Consider the following 20529-nt stretch of genomic DNA (forward strand, 5'->3'; position numbering starts at 1 on the left):
CATCGTGCGATGTACAGACCTCAGCCACCCTGCACCGCCGTCACGACCTCGATCTTGACGCCCTCGGTCAGGACGTCGTCCCACTCCGACCGCGGCAGCACCGCCCAGTCCACGGCGACGGCGATGCCCTTGTCCGGAAAGCCCAGTGCGTCAATCAATTCGGCCACTGTCGTGCCTTCGCGAATCTCGACGCTCTCATCGTTGACTGTGATCAGCACAGGGCCACCTTCTCTTTCACATCTTCGGCCAGCAGTTCCGAAATCCGTTGTGCGGTCCACGCGGCCAGCAGAAAACCGTTCCGGCCGTGACCGGTGGCCGCCAGGGTGCGGTCATCGAGCCAGCCCACGATCGGCAGACCGTCCGGCGTCATCGGCCGCAGTCCCGCAGCACATTCGGCCAGTTCGTACTCACCGAGTGCCGGCATCACCGCGCAGGCATCATCGAGGAGGTCGCGTACCCCGGTGACCGCGGGAGCGGTGTCGCGACCGTGCTCGTACTGGGTGGCGCCGACCACCACACCGTCGGCACGCGGCACCAGGTAGACCTGCCGGCCATGGACCCGGGCCCGAACCACCCGCGTCGGCACCGGCATGCATCCCTTGCGCCACCGCAGCCGGAGAATCTCACCCTTGACCGGACGCACGGGCAGGCCCGGCCACAGGGCCGGCGCGTCGATCCCGTTGGCCAGCACAGTGATATCGGCGTCGCGCGTCTGCTCCAGAGACTCGACCGGCCCGGCCCACTGCACACCCAGGCGCTCGCAATGCGCGACCAGGCCTTCGACAACCAGCCGGTTGTCCACGGCCAGTTCGGTTTCCGCGCGGAAGCCGTGCCGGATGCCCTGCGCCAGCAGCGGTTCGATGTCGCGTGCAGCGGTGGTCACGGTCACCGGATGCCCCTGCGCCGCGAGCCACTCGGCGACCGTGCGGACGTCGGCGGCATCAGCCCGGTCGACGGCGACCACCAGCGAGTCGTGGGCCGTCACCACGTCGTCGGGCAGGCCGTCGAGGAATCCGCCGTGCCACAGCGCCAGCGAGTCCAGGCCCAGCTGCAGCTGGTCCTCCTCCCTCGGCCAGCCCTCAGAGTGCGGCGCGAGCATGCCGCCGGCGACCCACGAGGCGCCGCGCGCCTCGGTCCGGTGCACGCGCACCGACCACCCGTCCAGCGCCGCGCGCCTGGCCACGGCCAGACCGATGACGCCGCCGCCGATTACCGCCATGCCAGCCGGCACGATGATTCCTCTCCCTTCGCCGGCATGATCCGGATCAGGTGTGACGGTAAGGGTAGGACGACCCCACTCTCAGCCCCCGGTCCCGGGACTCCCGTGTGTGCGGCGTCCACGGTAGTCGCTACCGTCGCGCTGTGTCTAAAGCCTTCGAGCGTCTGCAGTCCGCGTCCCTGTACCTGTGCACCGACGCCCGCCGGGAGCGCGGTGACCTGGCCGAGTTCGCCGACGCGGCACTCGCCGGTGGCGTGGACATCATCCAGTTGCGGGACAAGGGCTCGGCCGGTGAAGCACAGTTCGGTCCGCTCGAGGCCAAGCAGGAGCTCGAAGCGCTGGAGGTGCTGGCCGACGCGGCCAGGCGGCACGGCGCGCTGTTCGCGGTGAACGACCGGGCCGACATCGCCCGCGGCGCATTCGCCGACGTGCTGCACCTCGGCCAGGACGATCTGCCGCTGGCCCTCGCCCGCGACATCGTCGGGCCGGATCCGCTGTTCGGCCGCTCGACGCATGACGAGCAGCAGCTGGCCGTCTCGGTGACCGAGGACGTCGACTACTTCTGCGTCGGCCCGTGCTGGCCGACGCCGACCAAGCCGGGCCGCACCGCGCCGGGCTTGGAACTGGTCCGCGCGGCGGCCGCGACGGGTACCGACAAACCCTGGTTCGCCATCGGCGGCATCGACCTGGCGCGGGCCCCCGAGGTGGTGGCCGCCGGTGCGCGGCGCATCGTCGTGGTCCGGGCGATCACCGCGGCCGAGGATCCGGCCGCGGCAGCGCAGGCACTCAAGCAGGCCCTGCCTACGAACTGAGCGGGATACTCGCCGTCACGCTGCGCAGCTGTTCCCAGCTGGCGGCGAATCCGGGATGCAGCGGCAGCGACGCGACGTCGTCCTCGGAGACCCACCGCAGCTCGACGCTCTCCCGGTTGGGCACCGTCGCGAGTTGTTCGGGTGCGTCGGCGATCACCGTGGTGTACGTCCACACCTCGCCCATCGCGATCGCGGTGACCACCGTCGTCCGGACCGTCAGCTGCTCGGCCAGCAGGCCGGCCTCCTCGTAGGCCTCGCGGACGGCGGCCTCCTCGACGGTCTCGTGGCTGTCGCGCGCCCCACCGGGCAGTGCCCAGGTGCCGCCTTGATGGCTCCATGGCGCGCGGTACTGCAGCAGCACCGCCGCTCCGCCGCCCGGCTGCGGCGCCCGCAGCAGAAGTCCGGCCGCACCATGGCGACCCCAGAAGTGGGAGCCGTCAGCCGCGAGCACCCATCCGTCACCGTCGCCCTGCACGAAACCCACAATAGGGAACGTCGCGAAAGATTTGGGGGACCGGGCCGACCGGTAGTCCACCCCCTACGCGCCGCAAGCTCTTAGACTTCTATTAAACGAGTTCGGCAGGGCCAACGGGTCAGGAAAGTTGAGGTCGGCGCACACGTGACGGTGGAGTTGGCGCACCCTTCGACCGAGCCGGTGGTATCTCGGTCCCCCGGGACTCCCGCGCACACTCGATGGTGGTTCATGTGGACCACCCCCGGCCGCATCCTCCTGATCGGGTTGATGCTCGCCAGCCTGGTCCTCGCGTGTGCCTTCGCCACCTCGACCACGATCCACGCCCGCCAGCAGGCCCTGACCACCGTGCTCGACCACACCGAGCCGCTGGCGTTCGCGGCCGGCCAGCTCTACACCACGCTGTCGGTCGCCGATGCCGCCGCCGCGACCGCCTTCATCGCCGGCTCGGAGCCGGTGGATCTGCGGCAGCGCTACGAGCAGGCCATCACGGACGCCGCCGTCGCCGTCACGGCCGCGTCCAGTGGCATCACCGACGAGCCCATGGTCAAGGTGCTCGGGCACATCAATGCCGAGCTGGCGGTCTACACCGGCCTGGTGGAGACCGCGCGGACCAACAACCGCGCCGGCAACCCGGTGGGTTCGTCGTACCTGTCCGAGGCGTCATGGCTCATGCAGACCCAGATCCTGCCCGACGCCCAGCGGCTCTACGAGAACACCTCGGCGCGGGTGAACTCGGAGACCAGCGGCTCGTCGCAGGTGCCCGCACCCGTGATCCTGGTGGTCGCGGCGACGCTGATGTTCGGCTTCTTCTCGAACCGCTGGCTGGCCCAGCACACCCGCCGGCGCGTCAACATCGGTTTCGTCGCCGGCGGCATGGCGGTACTGATCATGATCATCTGGATCGGCGCGACGCTCATCATCTCGACCACCGACACCCGGCATGCCCGCAACGCGGCAGCGTCGCTGCAAACTGTGACGAGCATGGCCATCACCGCACAGCAGGCGCGGGCGGACGAGACGCTGTCGCTGATCCGGCGGGGCGACGAGAGCGTCCGCAAGCAGTCGTACTACCACCGCATCGACGCCCTCCAGCAGCAGCTCGGGGATTACATGCGTCGCCCCGATGCGATCGGCAAGAAGGACCTGGACGGCGCCGATCAGTTGATCCGCCGGTGGCGTGCCGCCGACGACCGGATCAACGCCTACATCTCGACCGGCAACTACCAGTCCGCCACCCAGGTGGCGCTGGGTACCAGCGAAGACGATTCGACGCCGGCGTTCGACAAGCTCGACGAAGCGCTCTCCAAGGCCATCGACGAAAGCCGCAAGCAGCTGCGCAGCGACATCCTGAACGGACGCCAGGCGCTGTCCGGGGCGACGGTCGGTGCGGCCGCGTTGAGCTTCGCCGCGGCACTCGCGGTGGCGCTCGGGCTGTGGCCGAGGTTGAGTGAATACCGATGAGTTTCACGATGCGTTCTCGGTTGGTCCCGGCGATGGTCGCGGTGTTGGTGGCCGCCGGCTGCGGCGAGGCCCCGCCGCCCGTCGCGCCGCAGAGCATCACCATCGCGCCGCCGACACCCGCGGGCATGGAGGTGCAGTCCGCCGTGCCGGAGCTCGGCCCGGAGGACAAGTCCGACTGCACCGCAAGCCTGCGGCCGTTCCCGACGCCCGAGGCCGCCGCGGCGGCCGTCACCAACATCAAGGACCGCGGCCGGCTGATCGTCGGGCTCGACATCGGCAGCAACCTGTTCGCGTTCCGCGACCCCATCACGGGGCAGATCACCGGATTCGACGTCGACATCGCCGGGGAGGTGGCCCGCGACATCTTCGGCACCCCGTCACAGGTCGAGTACCGCATCCTGTCCGACAACGACCGGATCTCGGCGCTGCAGCACAATCTCGTCGACATCGTGGTGAAGACCATGAGCATCACGTGCGACCGGCGCAAGCTCGTCAACTTCTCAGCCGAGTACTTCTCCGCCAAGCAACGGATCCTCGCCACCCGCGACTCCGACGTCCGCAGGCCCGCGGACCTGTCGGGCAAGCGGGTCTGCGTCGTGAAGGCCACCACCTCGAAGGCACGCCTGCAGCGCATCACCCCGCCGCCGGTCCTCGTGGAAGCGGTCACCTGGGCGGACTGCCTGGTGGCGTTGCAGCAGCGGCAGGCCGACGCGGTGTCGACCGATGACGCGATCCTGGCCGGTCTGGTGGCGCAGGACCCGTACCTGCACATCGTCGGCCCCAACATGGCCGAGGAGCCGTACGGCATCGGAATCAACCTCAACAACACCGGTCTCGTGCGGTTCGTCAACGGGACGTTGGAGCGGATTCGCCGCGACGGCACGTGGAACACGTTGTACCGCAAGTGGTTGACCGTGCTCGGCTCGACGCCGAACCCACCCGTACCGAGGTACAGCGACTGATGCCCGACAGCGAAGCGACGACAGGCCCCGTTGAGGCGGGCCCGGTGGATGCGGGTCCGGTGGACGCGGGTCCCGACACCGACCCCGGCACCCAGGCCGTCGAGGTGACGTGGGATTCGCTGGCCACGATGCGGCCGATGGGCACGCAAGCCGTGTTCCGGCCACTGTTCGACGACTCGATGAGCATCCCGGTGCCGGTTCCGCCCGAACGGGATTCCGCGCCGACCGGCCTCGTCACCGCGACCACCCGGGTCTCGCCCATCCGGCGCCTGGGCGGCGGCCTGGTCGAGGTGCCGCGGGTGGTGGACCAGGATCCGCTCGCCGCGTTGATGACCGATCCCGTGGTGGCCGAGGCCAAACGGTTCTGCTGGTCCTGCGGCAAGCCCGTCGGCCGCTCCGAGAACGGCGAACCCGGCCGGTCCGAAGGCTCCTGCCCACACTGCGGCGCCGCGTATTCGTTTCTGCCACAACTGAGTCCGGGCACCATGGTGGCCGACCAGTACGAGGTCAAAGGCTGCATCGCACACGGCGGGCTGGGCTGGATTTACCTTGCCCTGGACACCAACGTCAACAACCGCCCGGTGGTGCTCAAAGGCCTGGTGCACTCGGGCGACGCCGAGGCGCAGGCCATCGCGATGGCCGAGCGACAGTTCCTCGCGGAGGTCACCCACCCGGCGATCGTGAAGATCTTCAACTTCGTCGAGCACGCCGACAAGCACGGTGACCCGGTGGGCTACATCGTGATGGAGTACGTCGGCGGCACGTCGCTGAAACAGGCCAAAGGCGCCAAACTGCCGGTGGCCCAGGCCATCGCGTACATGCTGGAGATCCTGCCCGCACTGGGCTACCTGCATTCGATCGGACTGGTCTACAACGACCTCAAGCCCGAGAACATCATGCTCACCGAGGAGCAGCTCAAACTCATCGACCTGGGCGCGGTATCGCGCATCAACTCGTTCGGGTTCCTTTACGGCACACCGGGTTACCAGGCGCCGGAGATCGTCCGGACCGGACCGACGATCGTCACCGACATCTACACCGTCGGCCGCACCCTCGCGGCCCTGACGCTGAACCTCAAGACCGACAAGGGCCGCTACGTCGACGGGCTCCCCGAGGACGATCCGATTCTGCTGCAATACGATTCGTTCGCCCGGTTGCTGCGCCGCACGATCGACCCCGACCCGCGCCGGCGGTTCGGCAGCGCCGAGGAGATGTCCGGGCAGCTGCTCGGGGTGCTGCGCGAGGTCGTCGCCCAGGACACCGGGACGCCGCGGCCCGGCCTCTCGTCGGTGTTCAGCCCCTCGCGGTCGACGTTCGGTGTCAACATGCTGGTGGCCCACACCGACGTGTACATCGACGGGCAGGTGCACACCGAAAAGATCACTGCCCCAGAGATAGTCCGCGCACTGCAGGTACCGCTGGTCGACCCGGCCGACGTCGGTGCGACAGTGTTGTCAGCCACTGTGCTGAGCCAGCCGGTGCAGACCCTGGATTCCCTCCGCGCCGCCCGGGAGGGGTCGCTGGACTCGGAGGGCGTCGACCTGTCACAGTCGGTCGAGCTGCCGCTCATGGAGGTGCGCGCGCTACTGGACCTCGGTGACGTGGCGAAGGCCAACCGGAAACTGGAGAACCTCGCCGACCGGATCGGCTGGCACTGGCGCCTGGTGTGGTTCCGCGCCGTGGGCGAGCTACTGTCGGGCAATTATGCCGCGGCGACAAAGGATTTCACCGAAGTCCTCAATACCCTGCCGGGCGAGCTGGCCCCCAAGGTGGCGTTGGCGGCCACCGCCGAGCTGTCCGGATCGACAGCCGAGCGCGCCTTCTATCAGACGGTATGGAACACCGACAACGGCATCATCTCGGCCGGTTTCGGACGCGCCCGGGTGCAGGCGCAGGCCGGTGACCGCGAGGCCGCGGTCCACACCCTCGACGAAGTACCCGCCACCTCAAGGCATTTCACGACCGCGAGGCTGACCAGTGCCGTCACACTGCTGTCGGCCCCGACCACCGCGGAGATCACCGAACGCCAAATCCGCGACGCCGCGCGACGGGTCGAGGCGCTACCGGAGACCGAGCCCCGGGTGTTGCAGATCCGGACGCTGGTGCTCGGCACCGCACTGGACTGGCTGGCCGACAATACCGCCAGCACCAACCACATCCTCGGGTTCCCCTTCACCGAATACGGCCTGCGACTCGGAGTGGAGGCGTCGTTGCGCGGACTGGCCCGGGTGGCGCCGACCAAGGCGCACCGCTACGCGCTCGTGGACCTGGCGAACAACGTGCGGCCGATCAGTACGTTCTAGTGCGGCGTGTTGCCTTCGGGCGTGTCAGCTCTCCTGCAACACATTCGATCTGAAGGCGGCAGCTTTCCCTGACGGTCAAGGAAAGTGGCTCTTGTGACACATGTGTGGGTGATTTTGGGGTTTGAATAGCCGAACGCCGTTCCCGGTCTAGGTTTCTGGCTTGTCGAAGGTCAGGTACCAAGAGAGCGGGGAACGGCGTGCGGAATGCCAGCTTATGGCGTGCGGTGTTGGGCGTCCAGAACACGGTCATCGAGGACATCGAATATGACGAGGGCGCCCAGACGGTGGTGGCCCATGTGCGACCTCGACGGTCGCGGGGGCGGTGTGGAACCTGCGGAAAGCGGGCATCGTGGTACGACCAGGGCCAGGGCCGGCGGCGCTGGCGCACACTGGATCTGGGCACCATCGAGGTTTTCCTGGAAGCCGACGCCCCGCGGGTGCACTGCCCGACCCACGGGCCCACGGTGCGTCAGGTCCCGTGGGCCCGCCACGGCGCCGGGCACACTCATGGGTTTGATCAGCAGGTGGCCTGGCTGGCCATTCATTGCTCCAAACGCGCAATCACTGAGCTGATGCGGATCGCGTGGCGCACCGTCGGGTCGATCATCGCCCGGGTGTGGGCTGATACCGCCGCTGGGATTGACCCGTTCGCCGGGCTGGCCCGGATCGGGATCGATGAAATCTCCTACAAGCGAGGCCACAAGTACCTGACTGTGGTGGTCGACCACGACAGCGGTCGGCTGGTGTGGGCCAGCCCCGGCCGTGACCGGGCCACCGTGCGCGCGTTCTTCGATGCTCTGGAAGCCTCTGGTGCGGGCCGGTGCGCGCAGATCACCCATGTCAGCGCCGACGGGGCGGGCTGGATCGCGGACGTCGTTGATGAATGCTGCCCCGACGCGGTGCGCTGCGCGGACCCCTTTCACGTGGTCAGCTGGGCCAACGAGGCACTCGATGAAGTGCGCCGCGCCGCGTGGAACACCGCCCGCAAAGCCGGGCAGACCCGCAGCCACGGGTGGGCTCGTGGCCGGCGGGTCACCGTGGCCACCGGCGATGCGAAAGCATTGCGCCGCAGCCGCTATGCGTTGTGGAAGAACCCGGAGAACCTCACCGAACGTCAACAAGTGAAGTTGGCGTGGATCGCCAAGACCGACCGCCGGCTCTATCGTGGCTACCTGCTCAAAGAGGCCCTGCGCACGATCTTCAAACTGCCCGTCGACGAGGCCACCGACGCGCTGGACCGGTGGGTGTCCTGGGCCCGGCGTTGCCGCATCGAATCATTCGTCCTGTTGCAGCAACGCATCACCCGCCAGCGCCCACAGATACTGGCTTCCATCGAACACGGCCTCTCCAACGGGCTCGTCGAGTCAGTCAACACCAAGATCCGCCTGCTCACCCGCATCGCATACGGCTTCGCCACCGCCGAACCCCTGATCGCACTGGCCATGCTCAGCCTCGGAGGACACCCACCAGCACTACCCGGTCGCTAAACCACCCACACATATGTCAGCAGGGCCATGAAAGTTGACGGGTTGAAATCGCAAGTGCCTCAGGAGAGAGACGACACACCGAGCACGACTCGCCGACGTCGCGCGATCAGCGATAGCGGTCCCGCAACTGCGGATCTTCCTGCCACCACAGGCCGCTCGACGGCGCCTCGGCCAGCGGTTCGTCGGAAGCGGCCGGGACGGCGAGGGCCTCCGCGTCCAGCTCCGCATCGACCTCAGCCGCCTTGCGTCGTTCGTCAGAACCCAAGGCGCGCATCAGAAGCAGGATGAACGGCACGCCGAGTACGTCGCCCAGAATCCACAGGATCCCGGCGCCGAACGTCTGGTCCTGGCGGATGCTCGGACCGAAGTCGCGGTGCAGGCCCGCGTAGTAGTCGTAGGCGATCACCGGGCCCAGCCACAGCACCAGCCCCAAGATGCCGTCGCCGAGACCCTCCGCCACACTGATGCCGATGGACAGCAGTGGCGGGTAGCGCCGCGGTACGGGGTCCACTTGCAGGCGGGCGTAGAAGTAGCCAAACCCGATGCCCAGCAGCGCAAGTCGCGTCAGCGAGGCGAGTGGACCGGTCATCGACGCCACGTACCACGGCGTCAGGTAGAGCAGCCACGGCGTCGCCAGCATCAGCACAGAGGTCACCGGAGGCGACAGGAGTATCCGTGCCACAACCGAATCCAGCACCGGGTCGAGCACGGTCCCCAGGATCGCGACCGGACGGCCCAGCGCCAGGAAGAACGGCACCACGTACAGCAGGAGCAGAACCTGAAGGGCACGCACCCAGAACAGCACCGGCGCGTAGACCGCGACGGCGCTGAGCGTAGCCACGCTCCAGACCGCGATTGCGATACCGAGGCACCACCATTGGGCACGGGACATGCGTCGGCGCAGCCGCACCAGGACACCGATGCCGAGCAGCATCAGTACCACGGCTACGGGATCGAACGTCGCGGTCAACACGAGCGCAAGCTACGCCCCAACCCTGGCAGGTTCCTTCAGTCCACCTTGCAGACGTCTACGCAAGCCCGTGCGATGGCCAGCTCCTCGTTGGTGGGGATGACCAGCACGCTCACCGGCGAAGTGTCGGTGGAGATCCGCCGGGCACCACGGTTCGGGGAGAGGTTCCGCTCCTCATCGACCTCGATCCCGAGCGCCAACAGCCCGGCGAGCGCATCGCGCCGGACCGCGGCGTCGTTCTCCCCCACGCCCGCGGTGAAGGTGATGACGTCGGCCCCACCCAGCAGCGCGAGGTAGCCGCCGATGTACTTGCGCAGCCGGTGGATGTAGACGTCGTAAGCGAGTTGCGCGGCGGCATCGCCGGCATCGATGCGCTTGTGCAGCTCGCGGAAGTCGGTGGCACCGCCCAATCCCGATACGCCCGAACGACGATTGAGCAGCACGTCGATGTCCTCGACCGACATCCCGGCGGCGCGCGACAGGTACATGATGATGCCGGGGTCGACGTCGCCGGAGCGCGTCCCCATCACCAGGCCCTCCATGGGCGTCATCCCCATCGACGTGTCGATGGGCCGGCCGCCGGCGATCGCCGACGCCGACGCACCGTTACCGAGATGCAGGACAATCTGATTCACCGATTCCAGGGGCAGTCCGAGGAACTGCGCGGCCTGCTCGCTGACGTACTGGTGCGACGTACCGTGGAAGCCGTACCGCCGAATGTGCCACTGTGCGGCCACATCCCGGTCGATCGCGTACTCGGCGGCGGCCGCGGGGAGGTCGTGAAAGAACGCGGTGTCGAAGACGGCGACGTGCGGCGCGTCGGGCAACAGTGCACGGGCCTCGGTGATACCGAGCACCGCAGGCGGGTTGTGCAGTGGCGCCAGCGGGGCCAGCTCGTCCAGCTTGGCGACCAGCGCATCGTCGATCAGGGTCGGCCGGTAGAACTGTCGCCCGCCGTGCACCACCCGGTGCCCGACGGCCATCACGTCGTCGGGGGACACCCCGACGGCAGCGACGGCGTCGAACACCTGCTGCAGCGCGGCGCGGTAGTCGACGACGCGCTCGACGATGCCGTCGACCAGGGACTCACCCGAATCCGGCTGCACCAAACGGTATTTCACGGAGGACGAACCGGAGTTGAGAACCAGGACCGGCTGGCTCATTTCGCCCCCTGCGCCTGGATTGCGGTGATCGCGACGGTATTGACGATGTCCTCGACCAGCGCACCGCGGGACAGATCGTTCACCGGCTTGTTCAGGCCCTGCAGCACCGGGCCGATCGCGATGGCCCCGGCGCTGCGCTGCACCGCCTTGTAGGTGTTGTTGCCGGTGTTCAGGTCCGGGAAGATCAGCACCGTGGCGCGGCCGGCCACCGGTGAATCCGGCATCTTGGTCGCGGCCACCGAGGGCTCCACCGCTGCGTCGTACTGGATGGGACCTTCGACCAGCAGCTCGGGGGCCCGCGTGCGCACGAGTTCCGTTGCCGCCCTGACCTTGTCGACGTCGGCCCCGGTCCCCGAATCCCCGGTCGAGTAGGACAGCATGGCCACCCGGGGCTCGATGCCGAACTGCGCGGCGGTCTGCGCCGAGCTGATCGCGATGTCGGCCAGCTGCTCGGATGTCGGGTCCGGCACGATCGCGCAGTCGCCGTAGGCCAGCACCCGGTCGGCCAGGCACATCAGGAAGATGCTCGACACGGTCGAGATGTCCGGTGCGGTCCGGATGATCTCGAACGCCGGGCGCACGGTGTGCGCGGTGGTGTGCGCGGCCCCGGACACCATGCCGTCGACCATGTTGTTGTGCACCAGCATGGTGCCGAAATACGAGACGTCGTGGATGATCTCGCGGGCCTGCTCGAGGGTCACGCCCTTCTTCTTGCGCAGTTCGGCGTATTGCGCCGCGAACTGGTCGCAGAGCTCGCTGGTGCGCGGATTCAGCACCACGGCGTCCGACAGATCCAGGCCCAACTCGGCGGCCCGCGCCCGGACCGTCGGTTCGTCACCGAGGATGGTGAGGTCGGCGACCGACCGGGCCAGCAGTCGTCCCGCCGCCCGCAGAATCCGGTCGTCGTCGCCTTCGGGCAGCACAATGCGCTTGCGGTCGGCCCGGGCCCGGTCCTGCAGCTGGTGCGTGAACATCTGCGGCGTGACGACCGACGGGATCGGAACCGCCAGCTGTGCAAGCAGATCCGCCACATCGACGTGCTCGTCCATCAAGGCGAGCGCAGTGTCGACCTTACGCAGCGACGTCGCCGTCACCCGGCCCTTCGCCGTCGACGCGGCGCGGGCGGTGTCGTACGTACCCAGGTCAGTCGCCACAATGGGCAGCCGCAGGCCAAGGCCCGCAACGAGTTTGGCGATCGACGGATGCAGCGGAAGGCCGCCGTTGAGGATCAGGCACGAGATCGACGGAAAGCCTTCCGCCGCATGGGCGCTGGCGATGGCCAGCACCACGTCGGAGCGGTCGCCCGGGGTGATGACGGCCATGGACTCGCGTAGCCGCTCCAGGCAGTGCTCGGCCGTCATGCCGGCGACCATCATGCCCATGACCACGCGGGTCAGCAGTTGCTCATCGCCGCTGATCAATTCGCCGCCCACCGCGTCCCGCAGCTCCGCGACTGTCGGCGCCGCCAGCAGCGGCTCCTCCGGCAGCACATAGCTTTTCGGCGTGAACCGCTGCAGCGCGGCAGCGACGTCGGCGAGTTCGTCCGGGGCGCACCGGTTGGCGACCACCGCCGCCGTATGCGCATGCTGGGCCGCGAGCTCGGCCAGACACAGCTCGACCACGTGGGCCACCTCACCGGGCGTGCGATCAGCGGCGCGTACCGAGAGCAGCACGGGCGCACCGAGATTCACCGCGATGCGGGCGTTCACCGATAACTCGCTGGGTGATGCCACATCGGTGTAATCGCTACCGACGATCACCACCGCGCCGCACTTGTCCGCGACCCGATGATATCGGTCGACGATGTCCGCTATCGCGGCGTCGGGATCGTCGTGCAGCTGCTGATAGGTGACCCCGGCGCAGTCGTCGTAGTCCAGACCCGCGGTGCTGTGCGCAAGCAACAGATCCAAGATGTAGTCGCGGTCTGTTCCCGCACGCACGATCGGGCGGAACACCCCGACATTGGCGACGGTCGCCGCCAGTCGGTGTAACAGCCCCAGCGCAATGGTCGACTTGCCGGTGTCGCCTTCGGGTGAAGCGATATAGATCGCGGATGAGCGCTCGCGCGAAGACCATGTTCGGGTGGCGTCAGGCACTGCGTCAGCCTACCGAGCCGAGCGGCCCGTCAGCCGAGTTTGCGGAGGCGCGGTTCCAGGTCGGTCTTGAACAGCTCCAGGAAGCGGCGCTGGTCCTGCCGGGGGTCGTGGAACACCAGGTGGTTCAGGCCCCAGTCTACGTACTGCTTGACCTTCTCGACGGCTTCGTCGGGGTCCGACGCCACGATCCAGCGCTTGGCGACCTGCTCGATGGGCAGCGCGTCGGCGGCCGCCTCCATCTCGATCGGGTCTTCGATGGAGTGCTTCTGTTCAGCGGTCAGCGACAGCGGCGCCCAGAACCGGGTGTTCTCCAGAGCCAAAGCAGGATCCGGGTCGTACGAGATCTTGATCTCGATCATGCGGTCGATGTCGTCGGGGTTCTTGCCCGCCAACTCGGCGCCCTCACGCATGGCCGGGATCAGCTTGTCCTTGTACAGCTCTTCGCCCTTGCCCGAGGTGCAGATGAAGCCGTCGCCGGCGCGGCCGGCGTACTTGGCCACCTGCGGGCCCCCCGCGGCGATGTAGATCGGGATGCCGCCCTCAGGAACGTCGTAGATCGAGGCGCCCTTGGTCTTGTAGTACTCGCCCTCGAAGTCGACGCGGTCGCCGAGCCACAGCTCCCGCATGAGGCGCACCGATTCGCGTAGACGCGCATACCTTTCTTTGAACTCCGGCCATTCGCCTTCATAGCCGGTGGCGATCTCATTGAGCGCCTCACCGGTGCCAATGCCCAGGAAGATCCGGTCCGGGTACAGGCAGCCCATGGTCGCGAACGCCTGCGCGATGACCGCCGGGTTGTAGCGGAACGTCGGGGTCAGGACCGAGGTGCCGAGGATCAGCCGCTCGGTGCGCTCGCCCACGGCGGTCATCCAGGCCAGGGAGAACGGGGCGTGGCCGCCGGTGTGGCGCCACGGCTGGAAGTGGTCGCTGACCGTGGCGCTGTCCATGCCTGCCGCTTCGGCGGCCACCGCCAGCTCGACGAGTTCACGCGGCGCGAACTGCTCCGCCGACGCCTTGTATCCCAGTCTGAGTTCAGCCATGAGTCCCGTTCCTGTTCGTCGCCTCTGCAGTTCCTTTTCTACTCTGCCTACACTCGCGTCATGGCGGCAGCCCTGAGCGCGATCTCCGACAATGTCCACTTCGCCCAGACCGACCTGGTGAACTGGACCCTGGTCAGCGACCACAGCGGGGTGATCCTCATCGACGCCGGCTTCCCCGGCCAGCGCGACGACGTCCTCCGCTCCCTGCGTGACCTGGGATTCGAGGCCGGCGATGTGCGGGCGATTCTGCTCACGCACGCCCACGTCGACCATCTCGGCGCTGCCATCTGGTTCGCCAAAACCCATGGCACGCCGGTGTTCTGCCACAGCGCCGAGGTCGGGCACGCCAAACGCGAGTATCTGGAACAGGTTTCCCCGACCGATCTGCTGACCAAGGTCTGGAACCCGCGGTACCTGTCCTGGTCACTGAACATCGTCGGCAAGGGCGCGCTGGTGCGCGAAGGTATCCCGACTGCTCAAGCGCTCACCGAGGACGTCGCCGCGACACTGCCCGGCAGCCCGCAGTTGATCCCGAGTCCGGGCCACACGGGCGGGCACTGCTCCTACGTCTTCGGCGACGTGCTGGTGGCCGGCGACGCCGTGGCGACCGGTCACCCGCTGATCGCCAAGGGTGGGCCCCAGCTGCTGCCGCAGATGTTCAATCACGACCAGGCGGCATGCGAACGGAGCCTGTCCGCGCTCGGCCTGCTGGACACCCAGGTGCTGCTGCCCGGCCATGGCCCGGCGTGGCGCGGGCCGATCCGCGAGGCCGCCGAGCTGGCACTGCAGCGGAGCTGACACCGGCGCCGTTACGCGCCGTGCTTGACCAGTTCCAGGAACAGGACGAACAGCCCGGCCAGCAGCAGACCGCCGGCGACTACGACGGCCGGCAAGAACAACATGTGGTCGAGCTCTTCGTCATCAAAGGTGTTGTTGCCCTGGGCATCTCGGTTGACCGGACCGTAGAACACCCGACCGAAGGCAGACCAGCGTACGGCGCGCGCTCTGCGGCGGTGCGGGCTGTCCTCAGGCGTCCGGCCGATGTACGTGCGCGCCACCATCCCCGTGCCCAGCACCAGCACGGCGGCAACCAGCAGCAGACACCCAGCGGTCCAACCGGTAAGCACAATTCAAGCGTATCGACCGGATCGCCGGAGCGACCTGAATTCTGCAGGCTCTAGTCAGGGATCCGGCCCGTGATGACGCTTGTTACGTCGGTGGAGATTTCACCGGCATTCGAGAAGTGCACCGAGTAGACCTCGGCGAGCACCGCGCCCTTGGTTTCGTACACGTGCGAAGCGTCGTGCCAGCTCAGCATCAGGTGCGACGGTGCATTCCGCGTCACCGTGTACTGGGAGTACCTGCCGCTGGTACCGGCGCAGCGGCCGTATGCGGCCGCGATACGGTCCAGCGCCGCGGCAGCGTCGGCCGCACCGCCGTACACCGCGACCGCTTGGGTGACAGAACGGTTGGCGGAGCCGACGTAGTCGACCGACCTGAACTCCTTCCAACCGCCGCCGAAAACCGATTCCATCGGGAGTGCCTGCTGACATTCGGGCGACAAGAATGACGGGTCGTAGAGGTTCTTGGGCCGGCGCAGGTCAGCGGATTCCGAATTGTGGAGGTCGTCGGCGCCGGCAATCTTCTCGATGTCATCGAGGCCGACGATCAGCGCATCCGCCGACGGCGGCGTGGGTTCGGCATGGGCCTGCGGGGTGCAGCCGAGGAGAATCAGCAGGCATGCCAGCAGGGCTCCCGCGTTCCTACGGGCCAAGGTGGACATTGCGGTGCTGCTCCCCCCTGATGGGACTGACTTCAACCGGAGTACCTGAACCACTCGCCTGAATCATCAGACCGTTGCCGGCGTACACCGCGACATGATGCGAATCCCCCGGTGTCCCATAGTAAATGAGATCGCCGGGCTTGAGCGCGGAGTCCGGGACGACATTGTGGGCGCCACTGCCGGTCATCGCGCCGTACTGCATCACCGTGTTGCCCGAACCGATGTCGACGCCGCGGCCTTCGGCGGTCGCGAAGCGTGCGAGTCCCGAGCAGTCGAAGCCGATGCGATTCTGGTCGTTGTAGGTCCACGATGCGTCGGGAGTGTCGTTGCGGAACCCTCGGGACACCCCGGGGTTCTTCGGGTCGTGGCCGCCGCCCCAGGTGTAGGACACACCCTGCTGCTTTGCCGCGGCCCCAACGGTTTTGAGCCCGGGATCGGATACCGCGTCCGGATTCGGGAGCACCAGGGTGCGTGGATCGACACGCCCCGGCCTGGTGCCGTCGGACTGGTTGAGGTACGCCTGCCACGCCGCATCCCGGGCGGGGCCGGCCGGGCCGTTGTAGCCAGGTGGGTTGTCCTGCAACGTGATCGAGGCCGACGACCCGGCGTCGACGCGCATGGGCGGCTGGTCCGCGGGACTGCCGGCCAGAGTGGGGGTCTGCCCCGTCCGGTAGCCCGGATCCCCTGGATTGGGTCCTGGCACAGTGTCTTTGGTGGGCTCGTCCGGCGTTGGCGGCGGCGCAGGCGGCGGCACGGGGACGGGGTCAGGGACGGGTGCCGAGGGCACGTCCGCCGGACGTGTCGCGGCACGAACGGCGTCAGCCACATTCGAGTCGGTCGCGGTGAAATGCGCCAGTGCCGACTTGAGTTGGGCCGTCTCGGCCATGGCCAGCAACTGGGCCGTCACGGCGACCACCGGGCTGATGCGCGCCCAGTTGTCAATCACACCACCGCGTTTGATGGACACCGTGCCGTCGGAGTCAACCTGCCAGCCCGTGAGCGTCAGCAGATCGACCTTCCCGACGATCTCCGACCGCATCGACGACAACTGACTGCCCCCGGTGGTCAGCACGGTTCCCAGCCGCCCGTACATGTTCTCGAGTTGCCGCAGCGCAACGACATTGAGCTGCGCCTGCCGATTCGCGGCATCCGACGCGTCACCCTGCCAGCCACTACTGAGGCTGGAGGTTATCGACTGTCCGTCAGACACACTCCGCTCGGCCGCCGCCTCCGACGACCGCGCACCCGCTCCGGCCTGTACCAGCGCCGCGGGATCGGACGCCCGCACCTGATCGACGGTCGCTACCACGATCCGCCGGCCTTACCGATCTTGCCGCCCTGCTCCGCGTCCGTACGTTCGTACGCCTGCGCGGCGTCGGCCAGGTTGCCACCGAGAGCGGACCAGCCATCACCGCTGCGGCCCGAGGCTGCGGCCACCGATTCGGCAGCGGCTTGGCATGCGCCGGCGGACTGCAAACCAGCATTTGCGGCCGCCGCCGAACTCAACGACACGCATGCGGCCGAACCGGCCGCCTTGACGTCGGCGGCGAGCCGCGATGTCTTCGCCGATTCGGCGCGGAGAATCGCCGGATCAACCCTCAGGGCACTGGTCACCGATTCAGCCTAAGGCCGGTCAAACACGCACCCAGACACCAATTTCGGAGCCCATCCTGGCCCTCTCGGTACCAGGAAGATCGCGGCCTACCCGGGTGGCAATCCGTCGCGGCAAGGTCGAGTGCAAGCCGCCACCCCCGCGGTCGCATCGCCGCCATCGAAGGAGCCGCCATGTCCCTACTGAACGAAGTCATCTCCGCATACGGCGGCCAAGACCGATGGGAGCAGATCAACAGCATCAAGATCCACCAGCTCATCGGCGGCGGGCTGTGGGGACTCAAGGGGGTCGCCGGCATCCTCGACGACTCACGGGTCGAGATCAGCCCCAAGGACCAGCTGGCATGGCACTACCCGCTGCCCGAGCCCGGGTTCCATTCGTCGTACAGCCCCAGCCGCGTCCGCATCCAAACCGACGGGGAATCGCCAAAAACGTTGGAAACACTCGATTCTCCGCGCGAGTCTTTCGCCGGACACGTCCTCGAGACGCCATGGTCCATGCTGCAGCTGGCGTACTTCGCCGGCTACGCGATGTGGACGTACCTGTCTGAGCCCTACCAGCTGACGCTGCCGGGCGTCCACACCGAAGAGCTCGGGACGTGGCAGGAGAACGGTCAGACGTGGCGTCGACTCGGGGTGACGTACCCCGATTCCATCGCGACACACAGCGCCCAGCAGACCCTCTACATCGATGCCGACGGCTTGATCCGGCGGCGCGACTATGACGTCGACATCGCCGGCGATTCCCCTGCCGCGCACTACTCCGACAACCACACCCAGTTCGACGGCATCGTGCTCCCGACCAAGCGCGTCGTCTACGTCCGCGACGCCGACGGACAGCCCGTGCGCGACATGGTCACGGTGACCATCGACATCGACGACGTCACCGTGAGCTGACATGGACGTCCGGGGTGCGCACGTGCTCGGGCCGGAACCCGCGACCGACGACGAGCGGCGGGATGTACTGCAGCGGGCCCCTTCCCACGAACGACGGCACCTCGATAGGTGACAGGTCGCCGGCCAGGTTGGGCTCGATCACGCGATCCTGGGCCAGCACCTGGCCGGCCTGGATGATGCGGGTCGGCAATTCACGGCGGCGCTGTACCTTGGCCAGGTCGGCGTCGGCCAGCAGACCGTTACGCAAAGGCCCGCACAGGATGTTCGCGGCGGCGACCGCGTCGGCCACCGCCAGATTGATGCCGACGCCGCCGGCCGGCGACATGGCGTGGGCGGCGTCGCCGATGCACAGGAGCCCGGACCGCCACCAGGTCTTGAGCCGGTCCACGCGCACATCGAGGTGGCTGGTGTCGTCCCAGGACTTCAGATCCTCGACATGTTCGCGAAGCTGCGGCCGCACCGACACCAGTCGGGCCTTGAAGTCGTCGAGCGAGCCACCCTGCGGATTGGTGCCTTTCCGCATCAGATACGCGACCTGCCAATAGTCGCCGCGGTAGATCATCGCCATGAGCAGGCCCTTGCGGATGATCCCAAAGAGCTCCTTCGGGTCGCCCTGGCGCCAACCCAACCGGAACCACAGCACATCCATGGGGCTGTGGGCGCTCGCCACCTCGAGACCTGCTGCCTCACGCACCACGGACTTGCGGCCGTCGGCGGCCACCACCAGGTCGGCGCGCACCTCCAGCTCGGGAGTGCGCACACCGACGACGCGGCCACCCTCGACGATCAAGTCGGTCACCTCGGCGTTGCGGATCAGGGTGAATTCCCGGTATTTGGCGGCCTTTTCGGCCAGGAAGTCCAAGAAGTCCCACTGCGGCATGAGCGCGATGTAGGGCTCGGGGAAACGCAGTAGCCGCAGGGCGCCGAAATTGCCGAAGGTCCGGAGGGTGCCGTCGGCGTCCATGCAGATTCGGTCGATCTTGGTATGCGGCAGCTTCAAGAACTCATCGATGAATCCCAACTCGTGCATGATCCGCAACGTCGTGGGGTGGACGGTGTCGCCGCGAAAGTCGCGCAGAAAGTCGTTGTGCTTCTCCAGCACGACGACGTTGATGCCGGCCCGCGCCAACAGCAGGGCGTGCACCAGACCCGCGGGTCCGCCACCGGCTACACAAACCTGGGTTCGCAGCGCGCGCGTCATGCCCCGACAGTAGCCCGCTCCGGCGACCAAATCAGGGCTTCATTTCAAAACTTGACACGTGTAAAGTTTGCGGCCATGGACAACATCCGCGGCAAGACCATCGCGATCACCGGCGCCGCCCGAGGTATCGGCTACGCCACCGCCAAGGCCCTTCTCGCCCGCGGTGCGCGGGTCGTCATCGGCGACCGCGATGTCGCAGTGCTCGAGTCCGCGGTCTCTGAGCTGGTCAAACTCGGCCCGGCCACCGGCTATCCCCTCGACGTCACCGACCGTGAATCGTTCGCCGTCTTCCTGGACAAGGCCCGCAGCGACGGCGCCGGCCACCTCGACGTGCTGGTCAACAACGCCGGTGTCATGCCCATCGGCCCGTTCCTCGACGAGACCGAACAGTCCATCCGCTCGGCGATGGAAGTGAATCTGTACGGCGTGCTCGCGGGGTGTCAGCTGGCGCTGCCCGAGATGGTCGCCCGCCGCAGTGGCCAGATCATCAACATCGCCTCGATGGCCGGTCTGATTCCACTGCCCGGGCAGGTCGTCTACAACGCCTCGAAGTTCGGCGTCGTGGGGTTGACCACGGCACTGGCCGACGAGGTGGCGCCGCAGGGTGTCCAGGTATCGGTCATCATGCCGCCGTTCACCCGGACCGAATTGATCTCCGGCACAACGGAAAACATCGCCACCAAGCCCGTCGAGCCGGAAGAGATCGCCGCCGCGATCGTCAAGACGCTGGACAAGCCCAAGACCCACGTCTCGGTGCCGCCACCGTTGCGGTTCGTCGCGCAGAGCGCGCAGATGCTCGGGCCGCGAGGACGACGCCTGCTCAACAAGCTGCTCGGCATCGACACCGTTTTCATGTCGTTCGACGCCGCCAAGCGACAGAGCTACACCGACCGCGCTCACGACGCGCAGGGGGTTGTCGAGAAGGACTAGGCCGGGTGTAGGTCCGGCCGAAGCCGAGCTCGTGTGTCAAATGTGTTGTGAGATAGGAGCATAAGCTCATCGTCGGCGGGTGGCTGGCCTGTCGCCCGGCTGCTTTCGAGGGCCGAAAT

General features: G+C 67.6%; 20 protein-coding genes. 8 read left to right on the forward strand and 12 right to left on the reverse strand.

Features of this window, described 5'->3' with window-relative positions:
• Positions 1-20: 20 nt before the first annotated feature.
• Together thiS and thiO are read right to left on the reverse strand one after the other, a co-directional pair.
• The gene (gene thiS / locus EB75_RS07330) at positions 21-218 is read right to left on the reverse strand and encodes a sulfur carrier protein ThiS (protein ID WP_073694779.1); all 198 of its coding nucleotides are present in this window, start codon (positions 216-218) and stop codon (positions 21-23) included.
• Positions 212-1219, reverse strand: coding sequence for a glycine oxidase ThiO (gene thiO / locus EB75_RS07335; RefSeq protein WP_168175998.1), 1008 nt, complete (start codon positions 1217-1219; stop codon positions 212-214). The genes thiS and thiO overlap by 7 nt, the downstream gene beginning before the upstream one ends.
• A gap of 143 nt (positions 1220-1362) precedes the next feature.
• Between thiO and thiE the strand changes: the two genes are divergently transcribed.
• The gene (thiE, locus tag EB75_RS07340; RefSeq protein WP_073694780.1) at positions 1363-2031 is read left to right on the forward strand and encodes a thiamine phosphate synthase; all 669 of its coding nucleotides are present in this window, start codon (positions 1363-1365) and stop codon (positions 2029-2031) included.
• Here thiE and EB75_RS07345 read toward each other — a convergent pair.
• The gene (locus EB75_RS07345; protein ID WP_174557639.1) at positions 2021-2506 is read right to left on the reverse strand and encodes an NUDIX hydrolase; all 486 of its coding nucleotides are present in this window, start codon (positions 2504-2506) and stop codon (positions 2021-2023) included. The genes thiE and EB75_RS07345 overlap by 11 nt on opposite strands.
• A gap of 144 nt (positions 2507-2650) precedes the next feature.
• On the opposite strand from EB75_RS07345, the gene glnX reads away from it, so the two are divergent.
• The 4 genes from glnX to EB75_RS07365 all read left to right on the forward strand — a co-directional run bounded on the left by glnX (position 2651) and on the right by EB75_RS07365 (position 8719).
• Positions 2651-3967 carry a protein kinase G-activating protein GlnX gene (gene glnX, locus EB75_RS07350; protein WP_061003639.1) on the forward strand — a complete coding sequence of 439 codons (1317 nt, stop codon included), beginning with the start codon at positions 2651-2653 and terminating at the stop codon, positions 3965-3967.
• Positions 3964-4929, forward strand: a complete 966-nt coding sequence (locus EB75_RS07355) for a glutamate ABC transporter substrate-binding protein (RefSeq protein ID WP_073694782.1) — start codon at positions 3964-3966, stop codon at positions 4927-4929. Before glnX ends, EB75_RS07355 begins: the two co-directional genes overlap by 4 nt.
• A 128-nt stretch (positions 4930-5057) precedes the next feature.
• On the forward strand, positions 5058-7232 hold the full coding sequence (locus tag EB75_RS07360; RefSeq protein ID WP_502689346.1) for a serine/threonine-protein kinase PknG: 2175 nt from the start codon (positions 5058-5060) through the stop codon (positions 7230-7232).
• 197 nt (positions 7233-7429) lie between these two features.
• Positions 7430-8719, forward strand: coding sequence for an ISL3 family transposase (locus EB75_RS07365; protein WP_073694784.1), 1290 nt, complete (start codon positions 7430-7432; stop codon positions 8717-8719).
• 106 nt (positions 8720-8825) lie between these two features.
• On the opposite strand, the gene EB75_RS07370 is transcribed toward EB75_RS07365, so the two are convergent.
• The 4 genes from EB75_RS07370 to fgd form a co-directional block, all read right to left on the reverse strand.
• The gene (locus tag EB75_RS07370) at positions 8826-9653 is read right to left on the reverse strand and encodes a cytochrome c oxidase assembly protein (RefSeq protein ID WP_083612066.1); all 828 of its coding nucleotides are present in this window, start codon (positions 9651-9653) and stop codon (positions 8826-8828) included.
• A gap of 74 nt (positions 9654-9727) precedes the next feature.
• Positions 9728-10852 carry an acetate kinase gene (locus tag EB75_RS07375; protein WP_073694785.1) on the reverse strand — a complete coding sequence of 375 codons (1125 nt, stop codon included), beginning with the start codon at positions 10850-10852 and terminating at the stop codon, positions 9728-9730.
• The gene (gene pta, locus EB75_RS07380; protein WP_073694786.1) at positions 10849-12948 is read right to left on the reverse strand and encodes a phosphate acetyltransferase; all 2100 of its coding nucleotides are present in this window, start codon (positions 12946-12948) and stop codon (positions 10849-10851) included. The genes EB75_RS07375 and pta overlap by 4 nt, the downstream gene beginning before the upstream one ends.
• A 29-nt stretch (positions 12949-12977) precedes the next feature.
• Positions 12978-13988, reverse strand: coding sequence for a glucose-6-phosphate dehydrogenase (coenzyme-F420) (gene fgd / locus EB75_RS07385; protein ID WP_073694787.1), 1011 nt, complete (start codon positions 13986-13988; stop codon positions 12978-12980).
• A 60-nt stretch (positions 13989-14048) separates the two neighbouring features.
• Between fgd and EB75_RS07390 the strand changes: the two genes are divergently transcribed.
• Positions 14049-14786 (forward strand): MBL fold metallo-hydrolase, encoded by a 738-nt coding sequence (locus EB75_RS07390; RefSeq protein ID WP_073694788.1) that lies wholly within the window; start codon positions 14049-14051, stop codon positions 14784-14786.
• An 11-nt stretch (positions 14787-14797) separates the two neighbouring features.
• Here EB75_RS07390 and EB75_RS07395 read toward each other — a convergent pair whose 3' ends face one another.
• Genes EB75_RS07395 through EB75_RS07410 form a run of 4 tightly spaced genes read right to left on the reverse strand, consistent with a single transcriptional unit; the run spans position 14798 to position 17385 of the window.
• Positions 14798-15115, reverse strand: coding sequence for a hypothetical protein (locus EB75_RS07395; protein ID WP_073694789.1), 318 nt, complete (start codon positions 15113-15115; stop codon positions 14798-14800).
• Between the two features lie 50 nt (positions 15116-15165).
• Positions 15166-15771 (reverse strand): sensor domain-containing protein, encoded by a 606-nt coding sequence (locus EB75_RS07400; RefSeq protein WP_073694790.1) that lies wholly within the window; start codon positions 15769-15771, stop codon positions 15166-15168.
• Positions 15752-17080 carry an NlpC/P60 family protein gene (locus EB75_RS07405; RefSeq protein ID WP_073694791.1) on the reverse strand — a complete coding sequence of 443 codons (1329 nt, stop codon included), beginning with the start codon at positions 17078-17080 and terminating at the stop codon, positions 15752-15754. Before EB75_RS07405 ends, EB75_RS07400 begins: the two co-directional genes overlap by 20 nt.
• Positions 17074-17385 (reverse strand): type VII secretion target, encoded by a 312-nt coding sequence (locus EB75_RS07410; protein ID WP_073694792.1) that lies wholly within the window; start codon positions 17383-17385, stop codon positions 17074-17076. The genes EB75_RS07405 and EB75_RS07410 overlap by 7 nt, the downstream gene beginning before the upstream one ends.
• 171 nt (positions 17386-17556) lie before the next feature.
• Between EB75_RS07410 and EB75_RS07415 the strand changes: the two genes are divergently transcribed.
• Positions 17557-18279: a hypothetical protein gene (locus EB75_RS07415; protein ID WP_073694793.1), complete on the forward strand. Its 723-nt coding sequence runs from the start codon at positions 17557-17559 to the stop codon at positions 18277-18279.
• Here EB75_RS07415 and EB75_RS07420 read toward each other — a convergent pair.
• Positions 18266-19480, reverse strand: coding sequence for an FAD-dependent oxidoreductase (locus EB75_RS07420; protein ID WP_073694794.1), 1215 nt, complete (start codon positions 19478-19480; stop codon positions 18266-18268). The genes EB75_RS07415 and EB75_RS07420 overlap by 14 nt on opposite strands.
• Before the next feature lie 75 nt (positions 19481-19555).
• On the opposite strand from EB75_RS07420, the gene EB75_RS07425 reads away from it, so the two are divergent.
• Entirely contained in the window at positions 19556-20410 is an 855-nt protein-coding gene (locus EB75_RS07425; RefSeq protein ID WP_073694795.1) for an SDR family oxidoreductase, read from the forward strand.
• Positions 20411-20529: the final 119 nt, after the last annotated feature.

The organism is Mycobacterium sp. ST-F2 (assembly GCF_001905655.1).
In the GTDB taxonomy this organism is placed as follows: Bacteria; Actinomycetota; Actinomycetes; order Mycobacteriales; family Mycobacteriaceae; genus Mycobacterium.